Annotated in this window: 18 protein-coding genes; 9 read left to right on the forward strand and 9 right to left on the reverse strand. The window is 34.4% G+C overall.

Annotated features, from left to right (window positions below; translation table 11 throughout):
* Window position 1: 1 nt before the first annotated feature.
* The 6 genes from Q0Q96_RS05270 to Q0Q96_RS05295 form a co-directional block, all read right to left on the reverse strand.
* On the reverse strand, window positions 2-1,240 hold the full coding sequence (locus Q0Q96_RS05270; RefSeq protein WP_293872186.1) for a TolC family protein: 1,239 nt from the start codon (window positions 1,238-1,240) through the stop codon (window positions 2-4).
* Window position 1,241: 1 nt separating this feature from the next.
* A complete protein-coding gene (locus Q0Q96_RS05275; RefSeq protein ID WP_293872187.1) occupies window positions 1,242-1,661 on the reverse strand; it encodes a DUF1003 domain-containing protein in 420 nt (139 codons plus the stop codon).
* A 6-nt stretch (window positions 1,662-1,667) separates the two neighbouring features.
* On the reverse strand, window positions 1,668-2,693 hold the full coding sequence (locus Q0Q96_RS05280) for a hypothetical protein (RefSeq protein WP_293872188.1): 1,026 nt from the start codon (window positions 2,691-2,693) through the stop codon (window positions 1,668-1,670).
* Between the two features lie 140 nt (window positions 2,694-2,833).
* Complete coding sequence (locus Q0Q96_RS05285) at window positions 2,834-3,253, reverse strand: PepSY-like domain-containing protein (RefSeq protein WP_293872189.1); 420 nt, start codon at window positions 3,251-3,253, stop codon at window positions 2,834-2,836.
* Window positions 3,254-3,379: 126 nt separating this feature from the next.
* Window positions 3,380-3,880, reverse strand: a complete 501-nt coding sequence (locus Q0Q96_RS05290) for a metallophosphoesterase family protein (protein WP_293872190.1) — start codon at window positions 3,878-3,880, stop codon at window positions 3,380-3,382.
* Between the two features lie 289 nt (window positions 3,881-4,169).
* Window positions 4,170-5,318 (reverse strand): hypothetical protein, encoded by a 1,149-nt coding sequence (locus Q0Q96_RS05295; protein WP_293872191.1) that lies wholly within the window; start codon window positions 5,316-5,318, stop codon window positions 4,170-4,172.
* Between the two features lie 212 nt (window positions 5,319-5,530).
* On the opposite strand from Q0Q96_RS05295, the gene truA reads away from it, so the two are divergent.
* The 3 genes from truA to lpdA are packed head-to-tail and all read left to right on the forward strand — an operon-like array spanning window position 5,531 to window position 9,497.
* Complete coding sequence (truA, locus tag Q0Q96_RS05300; RefSeq protein ID WP_293872192.1) at window positions 5,531-6,262, forward strand: tRNA pseudouridine(38-40) synthase TruA; 732 nt, start codon at window positions 5,531-5,533, stop codon at window positions 6,260-6,262.
* Window positions 6,263-6,294: 32 nt separating this feature from the next.
* Window positions 6,295-8,052, forward strand: coding sequence for an ABC transporter ATP-binding protein (locus Q0Q96_RS05305; RefSeq protein WP_293872193.1), 1,758 nt, complete (start codon window positions 6,295-6,297; stop codon window positions 8,050-8,052).
* A 56-nt stretch (window positions 8,053-8,108) separates the two neighbouring features.
* Window positions 8,109-9,497, forward strand: coding sequence for a dihydrolipoyl dehydrogenase (lpdA, locus tag Q0Q96_RS05310; protein WP_293872194.1), 1,389 nt, complete (start codon window positions 8,109-8,111; stop codon window positions 9,495-9,497).
* Between the two features lie 99 nt (window positions 9,498-9,596).
* On the opposite strand, the gene Q0Q96_RS05315 is transcribed toward lpdA, so the two are convergent.
* Together Q0Q96_RS05315 and Q0Q96_RS05320 are read right to left on the reverse strand one after the other, a co-directional pair.
* Window positions 9,597-10,439, reverse strand: a complete 843-nt coding sequence (locus Q0Q96_RS05315) for an isoaspartyl peptidase/L-asparaginase (RefSeq protein ID WP_293872195.1) — start codon at window positions 10,437-10,439, stop codon at window positions 9,597-9,599.
* 82 nt (window positions 10,440-10,521) lie between these two features.
* Window positions 10,522-11,394, reverse strand: coding sequence for a cyanophycinase (locus tag Q0Q96_RS05320; protein ID WP_293872196.1), 873 nt, complete (start codon window positions 11,392-11,394; stop codon window positions 10,522-10,524).
* Between the two features lie 128 nt (window positions 11,395-11,522).
* Between Q0Q96_RS05320 and rluF the strand changes: the two genes are divergently transcribed.
* The 6 genes from rluF to Q0Q96_RS05350 are packed head-to-tail and all read left to right on the forward strand — an operon-like array spanning window position 11,523 to window position 16,747.
* Window positions 11,523-12,317, forward strand: a complete 795-nt coding sequence (gene rluF / locus Q0Q96_RS05325) for a 23S rRNA pseudouridine(2604) synthase RluF (RefSeq protein ID WP_293872202.1) — start codon at window positions 11,523-11,525, stop codon at window positions 12,315-12,317.
* 5 nt (window positions 12,318-12,322) lie between these two features.
* Window positions 12,323-12,694, forward strand: coding sequence for a fluoride efflux transporter CrcB (gene crcB / locus Q0Q96_RS05330; protein ID WP_293872197.1), 372 nt, complete (start codon window positions 12,323-12,325; stop codon window positions 12,692-12,694).
* Window positions 12,695-12,753: 59 nt separating this feature from the next.
* Window positions 12,754-13,758: a bifunctional oligoribonuclease/PAP phosphatase NrnA gene (locus Q0Q96_RS05335; RefSeq protein ID WP_293872198.1), complete on the forward strand. Its 1,005-nt coding sequence runs from the start codon at window positions 12,754-12,756 to the stop codon at window positions 13,756-13,758.
* Window positions 13,759-13,762: 4 nt separating this feature from the next.
* Window positions 13,763-14,344 (forward strand): gliding motility-associated peptidyl-prolyl isomerase GldI, encoded by a 582-nt coding sequence (gene gldI, locus Q0Q96_RS05340; RefSeq protein WP_293872199.1) that lies wholly within the window; start codon window positions 13,763-13,765, stop codon window positions 14,342-14,344.
* Window positions 14,341-15,483: a peptidylprolyl isomerase gene (locus tag Q0Q96_RS05345; protein ID WP_293872200.1), complete on the forward strand. Its 1,143-nt coding sequence runs from the start codon at window positions 14,341-14,343 to the stop codon at window positions 15,481-15,483. The genes gldI and Q0Q96_RS05345 overlap by 4 nt, the downstream gene beginning before the upstream one ends.
* Before the next feature lie 31 nt (window positions 15,484-15,514).
* Window positions 15,515-16,747, forward strand: a complete 1,233-nt coding sequence (locus Q0Q96_RS05350) for a peptidylprolyl isomerase (RefSeq protein WP_293872203.1) — start codon at window positions 15,515-15,517, stop codon at window positions 16,745-16,747.
* Window positions 16,748-16,806: 59 nt separating this feature from the next.
* Here the strand turns inward: Q0Q96_RS05350 and Q0Q96_RS05355 are convergent.
* Window positions 16,807-17,918 (reverse strand): amino acid permease (locus Q0Q96_RS05355; protein WP_293872201.1); only part of this gene is annotated, 1,112 nt, incomplete at its 5' end.

The following is a 17,918-nucleotide window of genomic DNA, read 5'->3' on the forward strand; positions in this document are numbered from 1 at the left end:
ATTAGTCATTATTATTCCAATAATTAATTTCATTAATAAGCTGAAGTGTATTGATTTTATTTTGCGAAATAGTATTATTAATAGTAATTACATTGCCAATAGCAATCACATAATCGGTAATTTGTGCATCGCCCGTGAGTAATAATTTTTTGTTGGCCTCGATTAAGGCATCCACTATTTGAAGTTGTAATTGCAATTGATTTTCGATGGCAATAGCTTGTTGGAGTTTTTGACGCAAGAGCAAAAGTTGTTGTTGGTATTGCTTATTAAAATTGGTTTTGTACGCCAAATTAGTGTTCAATGCTGTTTGATTTTTTTGATGTTGCAACGATTTTTGATTGCCGTCATAAACAGGAATGGACAGACCTAAACCGACACTAAATCCAAAATTTTTATGAGCATCTAAAACAAAAGCCGATAAATATCCTGCATCGCCCAACAAAGATAAAGAAGGCTTATACGCATTGTTTATCAATTTGTTTTGATTGATAATTTTAAGACTATCTACTTCAAATTGTTTGAGGAATACACTTTTAGAATTAGAAAATGATTCTTGTATTGTTATGTTCGGCTTTTTTAAATTCACGAAAGTGGTATCTGTTTCTCCAGATAAATAATTGAGCAATCCCAAATCATTTTGATACTGTTGTTTTAACTGCAATAATTGCAATTCCTGTTGTTTTACGGTGGATAGAAACAGTAAATAATCTGTTTGTTTGTATATCGAATTTTGGGTTAGTTTTTTTAAAATGCTGGATTCATCTTTGAGCAAAAATCCCATTTTTTTATTGTAGTCCAGTTGTTGAGCAGTTCCCGACGCCGTAATGTATTGTCCAATGATTAATTTGTTTAACTCTTTTATGGCTACTTTTTTGTTTAACAGTATTGCTTCTTTCAACAACTGATAACTTTCGCCTTGGGTATTTATTTGGTTTTTACCGATAATTTTTTTGTTTATACCTACAAGTCCTGAAACTGTTTGTCCGTTACTCAACGTTAAGTCATAACCAAATCCGTCTAAAATGGGAGCATAATAAGCATTCAAATTTGCTTTAATTTGAGGTTTATAATTAGCTCTGTTTATCAAACTATCTATTTTATTTGATTTAATTTGATTGGATAAATCCTTTAGTAGCGGCGAATTGGATTGTGCTTTTTGTATATAAAAAATCAAGTCCTTTTCTTGAGAAAAAGACTTGATTATAAAAAGAAAAAATATAATTGAAAACTTTAGTTTCATTTTATTCTTTTAAATGTTTTTTTAAAAGTTGTTTAATTTCTAATAATTCTTTTTTTAATTCGGCAATTTCTTTTTCGGCTTTAATATTAACTTCAAAATCATTGTCGGCTAACAGTTCGGCATTTTTTCCTTGAAGATTTTGTCCTATCAACAATAATGGCATCAAAAAAATTTGAATCATATTTGAAATAAATAACCACATTAAAAAATTTGGTGATTCGTCAAATTGTAAGTTTTTTGGAGCAAAAATATTCCATAAAAGCCATGTAAACGTCCAAACAAATATAATGTAAAAAAATGGCATCGTGCCAATTTTAGTTGTTATCCAAATAGCAAAACGTTGTGAACTTAATAAACTGCTTTGATGTTCGTGAGTTACATTTTTTATACTGTAGGGTTTGTTTTTGGATTGTTTTTCCATAACATTTTATTTCTTACTAATGGGATTTACAATCAAAACTACAAAAGAATTAGGTTTTAAACTAGCTCTAGGTTTTGGATTTTCGGTAGTTGGTGCTGGTTTTGATTCAAAATCGGCGGTAGGTAAATATAATTGATTAGTGGTTTTATTCAATGCAATGGTTCGTGCGCCTTTTTGTGTTTTTATAGTCTGTTGAACTAAAAAAGTATTGGCATTTTCTTCTTTTACCACTGTAATGGTTCCGATTCCGTTGGAGCTAAAAGCTAATTTATTTTTGGCATCAAATGCTACACCATCGCAACCCTCATCTATAGGTAATTTTTGGACAACTTTCCCGCTCAAGGCATCTACAATTATCATTACATTATTTCCACAAACCGAAAATAATCTGTTCGTTTCAACATCAATCGCTAGTCCCGATGGTTCATCGCCAGGTGCTATACTCCATGTTGCCGTAACTTCTAATTTGTTGGCATCAATGGTTTTGATTTCATTTTTGTCTTCGATATTTACGTAAATCAACCCTTTAGTATTGGTAACAGAAAATTCAGGTTTTCCTCCCAAGGGTATTGTTTTTACAATTTTATTGGTAAGGGCATCAAGAACGGTGGTGTCATTGGATTTTGCATTGTAGGTGAATACTTTTTTTGAAAAGGCATCGTACAAAACGGCATCTGGTCGTTGACCCTGAATGGTAACTTTTTCGATTAATTCAAAGTTTTTTAAATCTACAATGGTGACCGAATTGTCTTTTCCGCAGGTTATAAAGGCTTTATTTACCTCATTGGCAATAGCAATGCCATGAACCCCTTTGGTATCTTGAATTGTAGCAATGGTTTTGTCTGTTTTTAGATCAATTACCTCAACCACGTTTCCGTGAGATACGAATAAATGCTGGTTTACCTCGTCAACGGTAAGGTAATCCCAACCACCATCGCCAGCAATATTTATTTTTTTTGAAACTTTATAGTTTTGAGCAACGCAGCTACTAATGGAAAGAACGATTATTAAAAGATGAACTATTTTTTTCATTGTATTGTATTTAATATGTTAAACAGTCAGTAATTTTATTTTAAATCTGTGCTAAAATAAGAAAAAAATTTCAAAATAAATTGGGAACTAGTACTAAAAACCAATTCCCATTATTTTTGTATTTGTAAAAATTTAAATCCCTATTCATTTACTGATGTTCCGTCTTCTTTGAAGGCTAGACTTTTGGATTTCATTCCTTTTTTTAAATCAACTTCATAGATTGTCCCGTGTTTTGCGGTTTCTGTTTTGTCAGCTTCTGCAATTTTCCAATCGCTATACTTTTTATTAACTGCTGCTTGAACTGCTTTTGGTAAATTGGCTGCTTTAATTTTTTTTTCGGTTTCTAACCAAGTTCCATTTTCGTTAAAATTTGCTGAAATTTTCTCCCCATCTATTGTGAATTCTGCTTCCCACTCTTTCGGACCTTCAACTCCCCATGTCACTTTGGTGGCAGTTGGAAATTTTTTCATAAAGGCATCCGCTACTGCTTTTGGGGGTGTTTTTGCAAACGTAAAACTGCATATAAATACCATTAATGCAATCATCATTACTTTTTTCATTTTTTTTTTTTTAGGAGGCAACGTTGCCTTGTACAAATGTACATAAGAAGGAACGTTGTATTGTTATTTAATTACGAGTAAAATGTTATGTTTTATTAGTACTTTTATTTTCTTAACAATTAATGACTATTTGGAGCGATTTCCCAATTCGATGATTTCAAGATTTTGAATTTTATCGTTATCTATTTGAAAGCGCAACATGGTGCGCACTTGATGAAAGCCATAAATGCCGCAAGCGCCGGGGTTGAGTTGCAGGAGGTTTAGTTTTTTATCAAATTGTACTTTTAGGATGTGTGAATGTCCGGTAATAAATAGTTTGGGGGGATTGGTTTGTATTTCGGTACGAATGTACTGGTTGTATCTGCCGGGATAACCGCCAATGTGGGTTATCCAAACGGCAACATTTTCACACAGAAATTTATTGTGCAATGGAAATTCTACTCGGGCTTTACTATCATCGATGTTGCCGTATACTGCGCGCAGGGGTTTTATTGTTTTTATGGTATCGGTGACTTTTAAATCGCCAATATCGCCGGCATGCCATACTTCGTCTGTTTGATGAATGTATTTTATTATTTTTTCGTCGAGGTGACTGTGGGTATCGGAAAGGAGGAGGATTTTTTTCAAAGCAGGTGTTTACAACAAAGATAAAATTCTTTTGTTAAGTATCTTTTATTATTGTGCAGCGTTGTGGGTTGATGGTTGATAGTTGGTAGTTGGTAGTTGTTGGTTGCAATCTGCTAGTTGTTAACGATAATATTCTGGTTGCAGTCGGTAACGTCTCGCGCGCTTTGAGATTTTGCGAACTTCGGAACGAATTATTTTCTGTTAAAGATAAAATTTCTTGCGAAAGTTAAACTTGAATTTACCACAAAATTCGCAATTTCTCCAAACCGATGTTAGTGGCTGTTTTTTTTTATTTACAATATTGTTTTTCAGCATCTAAAACCATTTCGTTATTGTCGCCTAAAAAGATTGCTTTTTGTAAATCTGCACAAATCTTTTCTTTTTCGGCTGATGAAATTTCTGTTTTCTTTTTTGAAGCCAAAACCGTCACTTCACTATTCTTCATTAATTCTCTGTCGCCACTAAATTCATATTTTCTTATTCTTGCAAATGCTCTGTTGGCTATTGCAAAAGTCATAAATGGTTCGAGTGTTAATGCTTTATCAAAGTCTATAATTGCTTCGTCAAATTGCATTTCATTTAGTTTCAAAGTTCCTCTCGAAAAATATGCTTCAGCATATTCGCTATCTAATTCAATTGCTTTGTTGCAATATTTGATTGCTGATTTTGAATCGCCATTTTGATTACTTTCATTACTCTTTTTCATAAGTTGAGTAATTTTTTCAAGTCTTTTGTCAGGAATTATTTTTCCATTTTCTCCTAATTCCACTGATAAAATTTTCCCTGTTGAATAATAGATTGTGCTTTCTCCATCAACTATTCCATTCTTTAAATTAGTTCTTTGTTTAACTTGTCCGTTTGGAAAGTAAGTTTCCCAAATTCCGTTTTCTTTACCGTTTATAAATTCGCCTTTTTGTTTTAAAGTCCCGTCTTCATAATATTCTTTTTCAAGTCCATTTGAAATTGAATTTGTATAATATCTTTCGAGTGATAATTTTCCATTTTGATAGTACATTTTGCGTAATCCATCAAGTTTCCCATTTTTTAATATTCCTTCGCCTTGAATTTTTCCGCTGTAATAATAATCAAGGAATTTTCCGTTATAGATTTCATTGTTATAGTACCAAATTCCATTTTTTCTTTCCATTTGTTTTGAAGAAGGAATTTGTTTTATTTCTTCTGGTCTTTTTCTGTATTCCTTTGTGTAGATATAAATTGCTCCATCAAATTTTTCAAAACCAAGGACTTTTAAACTGTCTTTGTTTTTAATTACATTCATATCTGCAATATCATTTTCAGTTACTTCATTTCCTCTTTCTGGGTCTTCAAGTATTGTGATTTTGTCTACAACATAAACTATGTTTTCAGACTTATTTTGTCCAAAACCTTTTATTGTTAAAAGAAAAATTCCAATTGTGTAAAATATTATTTTCATCATATTTCCTTATTCTGTTTAGTTCCGCTAAAATAGCCACTAACTAGTATATACCCGCTACAAAGTAGCGCATATTCACCCATATTGGTGTAGGTTGGCGAAGGTTTATACAGTATTGTCTTTCAAAGATTGTATTTTTTACAAACCTTCAAACGAACTTTGTATTTGCTGAATACTTTGTAGCTTTGTAACCATACAATAAGGAACTGCACGCTTTGAGATATTTCATAAAACTAGCTTATAAAGGAACCCATTATCACGGTTGGCAAATGCAACCCAATGCCAGCTCTGTGCAAGAAGTACTTACTGTGGCGTTGTCAAAACTTTTGAAAACAACTGTAGCTGTTACTGGTGCAGGACGAACAGATAGCGGGGTGCATGCGCGCGAGATGTATGCTCATTTTGATTGTGACGCGCTTCTTGTTGCTGCGCCATTGGTACAGAGGCTTAATTTGTTTTTGCCCAAGGATATTGTTGTTTATGATGTGATGCAGGTTGACGCTGCAGCGCACGCGCGGTTTGATGCAGTGAAAAGAACTTATGAATACCACATTCATACCACAAAAGATGTTTTTGAAAATGATGGAAGTTTTTATTTTTGGACGCCGCTGGTGGTTTCTAAAATGAATGCTGCCTGCGAACTATTGCTGAAGCATACGGATTTTGAATGTTTTTCGAAGGTTCAGACCGATGTAGGCACTTTTAATTGTGTTATTTTTGATGCCCATTGGCAACAAGTAGCAAATAAGCTAATTTTTACTATTACTGCAGACCGATTTTTAAGAAATATGGTTCGTGCCATTGTGGGAACGATGCTTGACATTGGAACAGAAAAAATAAGTTTGGCTGATTTTGAAAGCATTTTAGCCAGTAAAGACAGGAATAGAGCAGGTTTTTCGGTTCCTGCGCAAGGTTTGTATTTGACCAAAATTGAATATGAGTTGTGAGTTGTGGATTATGAAATTAAAACAACAAAAAAGTGCAAGCAAAAGCATTTGATACTAAATTATTTAAACGCATTTTAAAATATACCAAACCTTATAAATACAGGTATCATGGTGTGATTTTATTTGCTATTTCGCTTTCTGTTTTTGCGGCGCTGCGTCCTTATTTGTTAAAAAAAACAGTTGATGAGTATATAAAACCCATGGATCAACATGGGTTGTTGCTGTATGTAATGCTTATGGGAGTTGTGTTGATGTTAGAAACATTTTCGCAGTTTTATTTTGTTTTTTGGGCAAATTTGTTGGGTCAAGACATTATTAAAGATATTCGAATCAAACTGTTTCAACATATGTTGGGTTTTCGGATGAAGTATTTTGATAATTCGCCGGTTGGGATGCTGGTTACTCGTTCGGTTTCTGATATTGAGCAAATTGCACGCATTTTTAGTCAGGGCTTGTTCATGATATTTAGTGATTTGATAAAAATGGTGGTGGTTTTATTTTTTATGCTTTACATGAACTGGCGTTTGACGTGGATTGTTATTATTGCCATGCCGATATTGGTGTATATCACCAGAATTTTTCAGCGCAAAATGCAGGTAGCTTTTGAAGAAGTACGCACGCAGGTGGCTAACATGAATACATTTGTTCAGGAGCGTGTTACGGGAATGAAGATTGTGCAGCTTTTTCATCGGGAAGAACTAGAATATGAAAAATTTAAAGAAATTAATGGTAAGCATAACAATGCTTGGATAAAAACTATTTTTTACAACTCGATTTTCTTTCCTATTGCGGATATTATTTCGTCGCTAACACTAGCAGCTGTGGTGCTTTATGGTGGTTTTCATATTTTAGATGGCGATAAGTTTACCACTTTTGGAGATTTGTTTTCCTATACCATGTTTATAGGAATGTTGTTCAATCCTTTGCGTCAAATTGCGGATAAATTCAATGAAATGCAAATGGGAATGATTGCTGCCAATAGGGTTTTTGATATTTTAGACAGCACTATCGATGTTCAAAGGGATGGTACTACAATAGCGGGTCATTTTGATGGGAATCTAAAATTTGAAAATGTACGTTTTAGTTATGTTGACAACGAAGAAGTTTTAAAGGGCATTAATCTTACTGTGAAATCGGGTGAAACGATTGCCATAGTTGGTGCTACGGGCGCAGGAAAATCAACCATCATTAATTTGTTAAACCGTTTTTACGAAATCAATTCGGGAGCAATCTATATTGATGATCAGAATATAAACGATTTTACACTCGATAGTCTACGGCAACAAATTGCCATTGTTTTACAAGATGTTTTTCTATTTGCCGATACCATTTACAACAATATTACTTTAAATAATCCTGCCATAATAAGAGATGCTGTAATTGCCGCCGCCAAAAAAATTGGGATTCACAAATTCATTATGAGTTTGCCCAATGGGTATGATTATGATGTGAAAGAACGGGGGGTAATGCTATCATCGGGACAACGGCAACTCATTGCCTTTCTTCGTGCTTACATGAGCAATCCTAGTATTTTGATTTTGGACGAAGCCACATCATCTATTGATACTTACAGCGAGGAACTGATTCAAAAAGCAACCGAAACCATTACTCAAAATAGAACTTCGATAATAATTGCACATCGACTGGCAACTATTATCAATACTAATAAAATTATCGTAATGGATAAAGGGCATATTGTAGAAGAAGGAACGCATCAGGAGCTCGTAATTAAAACCGAAGGCTATTATAAAAAACTTTACGATTCGCAGTTTGCTACCGAAGTAGAATAAATTTTAAAATAAATCCATAAATTCGCACTCTCAATTAATTTAGAAAATTACAAAAAATGAAATACGATATTATTGTTTTAGGAAGTGGTCCCGGCGGTTATGTGACTGCTATTCGAGCCTCACAACTTGGCTTTAAAGTAGCCATAATCGAAAAAGAAAACCTTGGCGGCGTTTGTTTAAACTGGGGTTGTATTCCTACAAAAGCATTACTAAAATCTGCACAGGTTTTTGATTACCTAAAACATGCTTCCGATTATGGATTGACAATAAAAGAATTTGACAAAGATTTTTCAGCAGTAGTAAAACGTTCCAGAGATGTAGCCGATGGCATGAGTAAAGGAGTACAGTTCTTAATGAAAAAGAATAAGATAGACGTTATTGATGGTTTTGGAAAACTAAAACCAGGCAAAAAAGTTGATGTAACCGACAAAGACAAGAAAGTTACTGAATATGCTGCTGACCATATTATCATTGCTACTGGTGCACGTTCGCGCGAGTTGCCAAATTTGCCACAAGATGGTATAAAAGTTATTGGTTACCGCCAAGCAATGACCTTACCCACACAACCCAAGAAAATGATTGTAGTTGGATCAGGTGCCATTGGAGTTGAGTTTGCCCATTTTTACAATGCCATGGGAACAGAAGTGACTATTGTTGAATTTATGCCCAATATTGTTCCTCTCGAAGATGAAGATATTTCAAAACAAATGGAACGTTCCATGAAAAAATCAGGGATTTCTATCATGACCAATGCATCGGTAGAACGAATTGATACTTCTGGAAAAGGCGTAAAGGCATTTGTAAAAACAACTAAAGGCGAAGAAATCCTAGAAGCTGACATGTTGCTTTCGGCAGTTGGAATCAAAACCAATATTGAAAATATTGGACTTGAAGAAGTAGGCATCAAAACAGATAAAGATAAAATATTGGTTGATGCTTACGCTCAAACCAATGTTGCAGGTTATTACGCTATTGGTGATGTAACTCCTGGTCAAGCCTTGGCACACGTAGCGTCGGCTGAAGGGATTAATTGCGTTGAAAAAATAAAAGGCTTACACGTAGATCCCATTGATTATGGTAACGTTCCCGGTTGTACCTATGCCACTCCAGAAATCGCCTCTGTGGGATTAACCGAAAAACAAGCTAAAGAAAAAGGATACGAAGTAAAAATTGGAAAATTCCCCTTCTCGGCATCCGGAAAAGCAAAAGCTGCCGGAACTCCCGACGGTTTTGTAAAAGTAATTTTCGATGCCAAATATGGTGAATGGTTGGGTTGTCACATGATTGGTGCTGGCGTTACCGATATGATTGCAGAAGCAGTTGTAGCGCGCAAACTAGAAACTACCGGTCACGAAATCTTAAAAGCCATACATCCCCACCCTACAATGAGTGAAGCCGTGATGGAAGCTGTAGCTGATGCTTATGGCGAAGTGATACATTTGTAAATACGAAGAACGATTTAGGGAGTGTGCAGTACCTACAGAAACTTTAAAATTCAAATCCGTTTTGTGAAATCAAGACGGATTTTTTATGACATGAGTATCCTAATTAAAAACCTCTTCATTTTGTCCATCAAAACTAGCATATACCATGCTTGGATATGAATCTTGATGAAAGACATTTCCTTTATTGTCAATCGCGATTGCACCGGCATAACCATCAAAAGGTTTTAATTCATTAAAGGTTTTTTCAAAAGCTTTTTCTAATGAAAATCCATCGGTAACACGCGTAACAATTTTTGCTGCGACTGCTCCGCTCACAATATCTTCGCCAACACCAGTTAAACTTACGCCACAGAATTGATTAGCATAATTCCCAGCTACTGTAGCCGAATCGGATATTCTTCCGGGTATTTCAAAACCTTTTCCTCCTGTTGAAGTAGCAACGGCAATTTTTCCATTTGTATCCAAAGCTACACAACCTACAGTTCCTATCTGGGTTGCGGCACGTTTGGCTTCGTATTCCTCACTTCGTTGTGGGGTTTCGGTAGAAAATTTTTCGAAACCATGCGCTCTTGCAAACTTGATTGCTCCGCTTCCGCCCAAAACTTTATCTTCATAATCTTGTAAAACTTGGGCAACTTGAACAGGATTTTTTACTTCTTCAATATTCATCACACCACTCATTTTCATGGTGGAACCATCCATCAAAGAGGCGCTCATTCTGATTTTGCCGTCGCTTTGAATTTGGGACCCAATACCAGCATTGAACAACGCATCATCTTCTAAAAGAGAAACGGCATGTACAACCGTATCCATAGCCGAATGTGTTTTCAAATAATCATAGGCATCTTTGACAATACGAAGTAAAGCTTGTTGTTTTGCAACCTTGGTTTCGTGATTGGTTGCTGATTCCGAGAAAAATCCGCCATGGATGATTATTTTCATTGGTTTGAGATGCTGGGTTAGTGGTAATGGGTAAAAAGTTTTATAACCCTAAAACCTTGTACCCAGGACTTTATCAACTATTTTAAACGTATTGTGAAGATTTAATTGTCATTTTGAAAGTAGTTAAGTCAAAAGTATCATGAATACTCATCACATGTGTGACCAAATGATTGATAGATATGGGTTGTCCTAATTCTACTTGGGTCAAATTGGTGTCCTTAATTTCTTTTCCATCTACCAAAATTACTAATCCGGAACCAATAGCTTCCATCATAGAGTTGTTCGTAATCAACAAGCCAGTGTCTTCTCCAAGTCCTATTCCTAATACTCTTGGGTTCCCCACAACAGCCTGAAAAAGTCTTCCAATTCTGCCACGTTGAACAAAATGCGTATCTATAATTACACCGTCAATTAAACCTAAACCGCTCGTGATTTTTACTTCCCCTTTCAATAAGGCTTCACTACTACTTCCTTGATAAATCATGTTATTGGAAGCCGCAGCAGCGCCAGCAGAAGTTCCTGCGTACACAAAATCTTCGTTGTGGTATTTGTCTAATAAAATATCGTGAAACGGCGTTCCGCCAAGAATAGAGGTCAATCGTAATTGGTCACCACCAGTAAACATCACCACATCGGCAGCTTTTAAACGAGCTAAAACTTCGGGTTCCATAGCTTCTTCTCGGCGTTCAATATTTAAAACATCGACATTGTCAGCCCCAAGATAATGCAGCGCTTTTACATATTCTAGACCAATTTCTTTCGGGATTTTAGAAGCGGTTGTAACAACTTCAATTCTCGAAGCAGCTTTATGTTTGGATTCATCAATGATTCGTTTTAAAATACCTGCCTCAAAAAAATTCAAATTTTTTGCAGCATTTTTATCTAAATCTGTTTCGGTGAAACTGCCTTTATCAACAGCCCCGCCAATGATTATAAGTTTTCCTTGTATGTTCATGTGGGTAAAAATAACAAAATCTTACTACTTACAAATCTTTTTTTAACTTTTTTGAAACCTTTTTATCAACTTACTTATCAAGAAACAGCAATAGAATGCAACTTCTTAATTTATTCTATATTTGCGTTATGGATACCAACAGGACACGCATCAATAAATTTCTCTCTGAATCGGGATTTTGTTCTCGTCGTGAAGCGGATAAATTATTGGAAGAAGGACGCATCACCATAAACGGAATTGTTCCAGAAATGGGAACCAAAGTTTCGATAGAAGATGAAGTGCGTGTGGATGGAAAACTGGTTAGAGAAAAAAGAGAAAAACCAATATATCTTGCCTTTAACAAACCTGTGGGAATTGAGTGCACCACGAACGAAAATGTGAGAGATAATATTGTAGATTACATCAATTATCCAAAGCGGATTTTTCCGATTGGTAGGTTAGACAAAGCCAGCGAAGGTCTTATTTTTATGACGGATGATGGCGATATTGTCAACAAAATTTTGCGTGCAAGGAACAATCATGAAAAAGAATATATTGTGACGGTAAACCAACCTATTACCGACAGATTTATTCAAAGAATGAGCAACGGAATTCCCATTTTAGATACCGTTACTAGAAAATGTAAAGTCGAACAAATCAGCAATTTTGTTTTCCGAATTATACTAACACAAGGTTTAAACCGCCAAATTCGTAGAATGTGTGAGTATTTGGATTACAAAGTTACAGCGCTAAAAAGGACTCGAATTATCAATATTTTACTCGATGTGCATGTGGGTCGTTACAGAGATTTAACTGAAAATGAAATCAAACAATTAAACAAATTGATTGAACCTTCGAGCAAAACAGAAGAAGCGAGTTTGCCAAAACCATTTCCCGCAGAAAAGCGTAAGTTAGAAGATAGGAATAAAAATTCTAATTCCTAAATTAAATGCTCAAAACAATACTATTTATAGCCATTGGCGGTGCGATTGGAAGCGTTCTTCGCTTTTTAACAACTGTTTTAGTTTCCAAATTTTGGTCTAATCAATTTCCTTTAGCGACCTTTATTGCCAATGTGATAGGTTGTTTTTTAATTGGATTAATTATCGGGATTTTGACAAAAAATCAGTTGGGGGAAAGCAATCTAAAATGGTTTTTGGTCACGGGATTTTGTGGTGGTTTTACCACTTTTTCCGCATTTGGTATAGAAAATTACAATTTGTTTCAAAGCAATAATTCACTTTTAGCTTTTGGGTATATTGCCTCTAGCATACTTCTCGGACTTTTTGCTATTTGGTTTGGTTTTTTGGTGTCTAAATAAAACTTAAAATCTAGTTAAGCTGTGCAATCTTGTTTCAATTTTTAGTACTTTCGCCAACGATGAAAAAAGAAGCTATTAGTGCTATTGAAAATTTATTGGCAACACCAAAAAAAATTGTCATAATCCCACATCGAAGTCCAGACGGAGATGCCATGGGCTCTACATTGGCTTTATATCATTTTCTTTTAAAATTAAATCACAAGCCGGTCGTTATTTCTCCCAATGATTTTCCTAATTTTCTAGCTTGGTTACCAAGTTCTGAAACTGTTTTAATTTATGAAAATGACCGCGACAATTGTACAAAAATTATAAACGAAACGGAACTTGTTTTCACTTTAGATTTTAATGCATTGCACAGAACTGGCGAAATGGAACAGGTCTTAAACAAACTTTCTGTTCCTGTAATTATGATTGATCACCATCAAAAACCAGATAGTTATGCTACCTTTACGTATTCGAACACTGCTATAGGTTCTACTTGTGAAATGATTTATAATTTTATTTCTTTTCTGGATAAAAAAAATTTGATAGACAAAACCATAGCAACTTGCATCTACACCGGAATTACCACAGATTCAGGTTCCTTTCGTTTTCCGTCAACCACAAGTACAACACACCGTATTGTTGCCGAATTAATTGATTTAGGTATTGAAAACAGTGAAATTCATTATTCATTATTCGACGATAACTCATACAATAGATTGCAACTTTTAGGGAGAGCATTACAAAATATGAAAGTATATCCACAATACAAGACTTCTTATAGTACCCTTTCTCAAAATGAACTTGATACGTTTGGTTACGAAAAAGGTGATACCGAAGGCATTGTAAATTATGGATTAAGCATCAAAGGAATTCATTTTGCTGCAATTTTTATAGAACATAGAGATGAAAATATAATCAAGATTTCGTTCCGATCGCACGGTACTTTTGATGTCAATCAGTTTGCACGTGAACATTTCAACGGTGGCGGTCATATTAACGCTGCGGGTGGGAAATCATATGGAACTATGAAAGCAACAATCAGTAAATTTGAGGATTTAATTTCAAAAATAATTATTTAAAATAATGAAAAATATACTTAAAATTCTACTTATTGTTATAGTGTTTACAGCATTGACAAGTTGCAAACAACCACAGGCTCGAATGCCAATTTCGCGTTCTTCGGGAACATTTATGAAAGAATCAGTCATAAGAAATAAGAAATTAATAGCTGGTGAAGAAGGGAAAATTGATTCTATTATAAAAAGCAATCCAAAAATACAATACCTGGCCTCTAAAAAAGGATATTGGTATTGTTATGTAATTAAAAACGAACGCGATACACTTCGTCCTAAAAAAGGTGATGTTGCTCAATTTGACTACGATATTATGGATTTTAAAGGAAATGTTATTTACTCGGAAGTCGAATTGCGTCCACAAACGTATCACGTTGATAAACAAAATATAATGATGGGTTTGCGAGATGGCATAAAATTAATGCACAAAAATGAGAAAGTAACTTTTCTATTTCCTTCTCACATGGCTTATGGTTACCATGGTGATAACAAACAAATTACAACTAATGAGCCCTTAATTTGTACCGTTACGCTAAACGATTTTAAACCACAAGAAGTAACAAAAACAGAAAATTTAAAGCCTGAAAAATGAAAATAAAAAATTATCTTTTGTTAGCTGTAATTTTAGTTTGTCTAACCTCATGCAAAGACAAATACAAAGATTTAAAAGATGGTTTGTATGCTGAAATAGAAACCTCTAAAGGTTCTGTTTTAGTAAAACTTGACTACGAAAAAGTACCAGTCACCGTTGCCAATTTTGTTACGCTCGTTGAAGGTAAAAATCAATTTGTTTCTGAAGAATTTAAAGGAAAACCTTTTTATAATAATTTGAAATTTCACCGCGTGATTTCTAAATTAAATGGTGATTCCGACGATTTTATGGTTCAAACTGGTGATCCATTAGGAAATGGTTCTGGTGATGCTGGCTATAAGTTCAATGATGAAATCACAGATTTACGACATGACAAACCAGGAATTCTATCCATGGCAAATTCGGGTCCAAACACAAACAGCAGCCAATTTTTTATAACACTTGTCCCAACACCTTGGTTGGATGGAAAACACACTATTTATGGTAATGTTGTCGGAGATGGCATGACTGTAGTAAATTCGATTGTGAAAGATGATATAATAAAAACCATCAAGATTATCAGAAAAGGTGAAGCAGTAAAGAAGTTTGATGCGGTAAAAGTTTTTAATGATTATTTCAAATCAGAAACTGAAAATAAGAAAAAGCAAGCCCTCGTTGATATTGAAAATAAAAGAGTTTATAATGAAAAGTATAAAAAAGTAAAGGAAGAAAAAGTTGCCTATTTTGAAGGTTTGAAAAAATCTGCAACAAAAACTTCTTCAGGATTTATGTTTAAAATTATTCAAAAGTCATCACAAGAGATGCCCAAAAATGGAGAAACTGTTTATATAGAATATTCAGGATTTTTAGAAGACGGAACACTTTTTGATACGAGCGACCCAATAGTTGCGAAAGAATTTGGTAAGTTTGACGAGCAAAGAGCCATGCAAAACGGTTATTCGGCTTTGCCCTATGTAATGGGTTCAAACCGAATGATTCCGGGTTTTGTTGAAGGATTAAGCAAATTAAAAATGGATGAAAAAGCGGTATTTTATATTCCGTATCCTCTAGGTTATGGCGAGCAAGGTGCCGGAAATGTAATTCCGCCAAACGCCAATCTAATTTTTGAAGTAACCGTAAAAAAAATAATAAACAAGTAAATAACAAGTAATAAATTAATAAATTATGAAAATTAAATTCAACATTCTTCTTTTAATTTGTCTGGGGATGATAAGTGCTACTGCACAAACTTCCAAAAAACCAGCGGCAAAATCAAAAAAACCTGCAGCTACTATTGCAACAGCAAAAAAAACAGCAGCACCTTCAGCCAATGATGGAATATTTGCTGAAATTGAAACAGCAAAAGGGAAAATAGTTATTCAGTTAGAATATCAAAAAACACCTATTACTGTAGCTAATTTTATTTCGCTTGCCGAAGGAACCAATGCGTCAGTAACGGATGAAAAGCTAAAAGGAAAACCTTTTTATAACGGTTTGAAATTTCACAGAGTTATTGCTGATTTTATGATTCAAGGTGGTGATCCGCAAGGAAATGGATCCGGTGGTCCAGGTTATGCTTTTAAAGATGAATTTACCGATGCAAAATTTGATAAAGCTGGAATTTTAGCTATGGCAAATTCTGGTCCAAAAACAAATGGTTCTCAATTTTTTATTACACATAAAAATACAGATTGGTTAACTGGAAAACATACTATTTTTGGTTATGTAATTACCGGTCAGGATGTGGTAAATAAAATTGCTCAAGATGATGTAATAAATAAAATCACTATTGTTAGAAAAGGTGCTGAAGCAAAGAAATTTGATGCTACTAAAATTTTTGCGGATTATATGGCAAACAAATCGGGTGACGATGCAAAAGATGCTGCTATAACTGCTGAAAATCAGAAAAAACAAGCTGAATTAGAGGCTCAAAAAAAAGCTGAATATCTCAAAACTTATGCTCCAGTTGTCGCTGCTAAAGCAAAATATTTATTAGATATAAAAAGTAAAGCAACAGAAACCACAACTGGTTTAAAGTATAAAATAACACAAGCTGGGACAGATAGAAAACCCGCCGATGGTACCAATGTTTATATTAATTATGCAGGTTATTTAGAGGATGGTTCCTTATTTGATAGTAGTATCGAAAGTGTAAATAAAGAATTTGGAAAGTTCGATGAAAACAGAGCCAAACAAAACGGCTACCAACCCTTTCCTTTTCCTTATGGAAAAAAAGATGGTTTAATTCCAGGATTTCTCGAAGGGTTGAGTTTACTTCATTTTGGTGACAAAGCTTTAATTTTCATCCCAGCTAAACTAGGTTATGGAGAAAAAGGTGCTGGAAATGTGATTCCACCAAACTCGAACATCATTTTTGAAATTGAAATGTTGGAAACAGCACCAACACCGCCAACTAAACAATAATATAAATAAGCAAGTCCCTATTCGAATATTTTAAATAGGGACTTTTTTATTTTATTATATTACTTTTTTTTCATAAAAAGATAATAAACTGGTATTCCTATTGCAACAATAACCAGTCCCATTCCAGTGTTTCTGGTATCATAAACTAATAAATCAACACAAATTAAACTGGTTACGATTATATATAAAAGTGGTACAATTGGGTAACCAAAAGCTTTATAAGGTCTATCAGCATTAGGCTCTTTTTTACGAAGAATAAACAATCCTCCTATCGTTAAAATATAAAATAACAAAGAAGCAAAGGTCGCATACGTCAATAAATCTCCATAACGCCCTGTAAGACAGAGGAAACAAGCCCAAAGACATTGTACCCATAATGCTTTAGCTGGAACATCATAATTGTTTAATTCTCCCGCTTGTTTAAAGAACAAACCATCTTTTGCCATGGCATAAAACAATCTTCCACCCGACAAAATCAATCCAATATTGCATCCAAATGTTGAAACCATAATTAAACCCGCCATCACTAAAACCCCTATATTTCCCATAATAACACTGGCTGCTGCTGCTCCTACTCTATCTTGACTGGCAAACATAATTCCGTGTTGTAGTACAGAGCCATCTTCACCTGGAGTTCCTACAAGCGGTAATAATGCCAAATACGCAATGTTAGCCAAAATATAAATAATCGTTACTAGTAAAGTTCCTAAAAACAAACTGCGCGGAATATTACTTTTAGGATCTTTTATTTCACCTGCAATAAAAGTCACGTTGTTCCAAGCATCGCTCGAAAATAAAGAATTGATTATTGTTGCTCCCATGGCGCCAAGTAATGCAATTCCTGATAGTTTAGTGATTGTCAAAGTACCATTTTCCTCTAAAAATGTTTTCTTGGCTTCCCACATATTGGTAAAATTATCTGCAAAAGTATTGGTATGAAAGCCAATATAAATTCCAATAGTTATCAAAGCAAACAACGCAATTAACTTGGCAGAAGTAAAAACCACCTGAATTATTTTTCCACTCCTGATGCCTTTGGTATTGATGAAGGTTAGTAAACCAATAATAAACATGGCTAAAACTTGCTTGTTAGTGAAGGAAAAACTCTCACCAAGTGTTAGGATTTTATTTTCTAAAAAAGGAAAGAAAACCGCCGTATAATTAGCAAAAG

The organism is Flavobacterium sp., assembly GCF_025352015.1.
GTDB lineage: Bacteria > Bacteroidota > Bacteroidia > Flavobacteriales > Flavobacteriaceae > Flavobacterium.

Coding starts and splice junctions, on each gene's coding strand:
- Q0Q96_RS05270 (WP_293872186.1), bottom strand. CDS start 1,240: ATGAAACTAAAGTTTTCAATTATATTTTTTCTTTTTATAATCAAGTCT.
- Q0Q96_RS05275 (WP_293872187.1), bottom strand. CDS start 1,661: ATGGAAAAACAATCCAAAAACAAACCCTACAGTATAAAAAATGTAACT.
- Q0Q96_RS05280 (WP_293872188.1), bottom strand. CDS start 2,693: ATGAAAAAAATAGTTCATCTTTTAATAATCGTTCTTTCCATTAGTAGC.
- Q0Q96_RS05285 (WP_293872189.1), bottom strand. CDS start 3,253: ATGAAAAAAGTAATGATGATTGCATTAATGGTATTTATATGCAGTTTT.
- Q0Q96_RS05295 (WP_293872191.1), bottom strand. CDS start 5,318: ATGATGAAAATAATATTTTACACAATTGGAATTTTTCTTTTAACAATA.
- lpdA (WP_293872194.1), top strand. CDS start 8,109: ATGAAATACGATATTATTGTTTTAGGAAGTGGTCCCGGCGGTTATGTG.
- Q0Q96_RS05315 (WP_293872195.1), bottom strand. CDS start 10,439: ATGAAAATAATCATCCATGGCGGATTTTTCTCGGAATCAGCAACCAAT.
- Q0Q96_RS05320 (WP_293872196.1), bottom strand. CDS start 11,394: ATGAACATACAAGGAAAACTTATAATCATTGGCGGGGCTGTTGATAAA.
- rluF (WP_293872202.1), top strand. CDS start 11,523: ATGGATACCAACAGGACACGCATCAATAAATTTCTCTCTGAATCGGGA.
- crcB (WP_293872197.1), top strand. CDS start 12,323: ATGCTCAAAACAATACTATTTATAGCCATTGGCGGTGCGATTGGAAGC.
- Q0Q96_RS05335 (WP_293872198.1), top strand. CDS start 12,754: ATGAAAAAAGAAGCTATTAGTGCTATTGAAAATTTATTGGCAACACCA.
- gldI (WP_293872199.1), top strand. CDS start 13,763: ATGAAAAATATACTTAAAATTCTACTTATTGTTATAGTGTTTACAGCA.
- Q0Q96_RS05345 (WP_293872200.1), top strand. CDS start 14,341: ATGAAAATAAAAAATTATCTTTTGTTAGCTGTAATTTTAGTTTGTCTA.